1 protein-coding gene and 2 pseudogenes are annotated in these 1,267 nt (G+C 45.1%); all 3 read left to right on the forward strand.

Features of this window, described 5'->3' with window-relative positions; all coding sequences use genetic code 11:
• Window positions 1–154 precede the first annotated feature (154 nt).
• Window positions 155–319: pseudogene (locus FOI68_RS24330) on the forward strand (hypothetical protein); the annotation flags it as partial.
• Between the two features lie 93 nt (window positions 320–412).
• Window positions 413–966, forward strand: a pseudogene (locus FOI68_RS22675) (IS3 family transposase); the annotation flags it as partial.
• A 39-nt stretch (window positions 967–1,005) separates the two neighbouring features.
• On the forward strand, window positions 1,006–1,221 hold the full coding sequence (locus FOI68_RS24335) for an IS3 family transposase (protein ID WP_185974034.1): 216 nt from the start codon (window positions 1,006–1,008) through the stop codon (window positions 1,219–1,221).
• The last annotated feature ends 46 nt before the right edge of the window (window positions 1,222–1,267 follow it).

Genomic DNA, 1,267 nt, shown 5'->3' on the forward strand with positions numbered 1-1,267 from the left:
CTCTGGACTTTCATCAATCCTCTTTACACGGAGTTAAGACTAAGGATAACTTTGTGTAAAGGGGTTGTTTTTCTATGGTGCGTAAAAAGTATGACAAAGCCTTCAAGATAGCTGCCGTGATGCAGATCATGGATGAAGGAAGAAGGTCTCCCATGTTGCGAAGGCTTTAGGCATTCTTCCTACAATGCTTAGCCGATGGGTGTATGAATATCAAACACACGGTGATGAAGCATTTACAGGTAACGGGAAACCAATCGCCAACAAGGATCTCGAAATCAGACGGCTACAAAAGCGCTTGGAAACTCGAAAGGGAGAATGAGATTTTAAAAAAGTTTCAGGCATTCTTGAAGGAGCCCGAGTAGCCAAGTATCGGTTTATTCAAAGCCACGTAAAAATCTATCCCGTCCGGCTCATGTGTAAAGTGCTTGGAATCAGCCCCCAAGGATATTATGACTGGAAGAAACGCAGAAAAAGTCAACGAACCATCGACCAGGAAATTCTCGAGGAAGCCATTTTGCAAGTGTACAAAGAATTCAAGGGTCGATATGGCAGTCCCCGGATCGCTGTAGCGTTGTGCAAACGCGGCTTGTTTACCAGCAAGAACCGTGTCGCTCGCCTTATGCAGCGGATGGGACTGGCTGCCGTTTCTTATCGAAAACGAAGTCGGATCGGACGAAAACCAAAAGGATCGGGAATCATGGACAATTTAGTGAAACGTGCGTTTGAAGCCCAAACGAAAAACACGCTCTGGGTTGGAGATATCACTTACCTTCCCCTTCAGCATGGATTTCTCTATCTGGCCACTTATCTTGATGTATTTTCAAGGAAAGTTGTCGGTTGGGCAATGAACACCCGAATGACCGAACAGTTGGTGATAGACGCCTTTTTGCAAGCCGTTGGAAGGGAACGCCCGTCACAGGACTGATTGTACATACGGATCGAGGTTCGCAATATACAAGCCGACGTTACCAAAGCACCTTGGCAGCACATGGAGCCATCCTCAGCATGTCCCGCTTGGGAGATCCATATGACAATGCCGTGATGGAGAGCTTTTACAAAACGTTAAAACGCGAACTGATGCCGGAAACAAGAAAGTTCACCAATGAAAAGGAAGCACGAAATGCAGTCTTCGAGTACATCGAAATGTTTTATAATACGAAAAGAATGCATTCCGCATTGGGTTATATGAGCCCAGTGGAATATGAAAAACAACATTCATAACAGATTGGTCTTAACTTCGTGTCAAGTAAATTAGGGAAAGTCCACT

This window comes from Brevibacillus sp. LEMMJ03 (assembly GCF_007197875.1).
Classification (GTDB): Bacteria; Bacillota; Bacilli; order Brevibacillales; family Brevibacillaceae; genus Brevibacillus; species Brevibacillus thermoruber.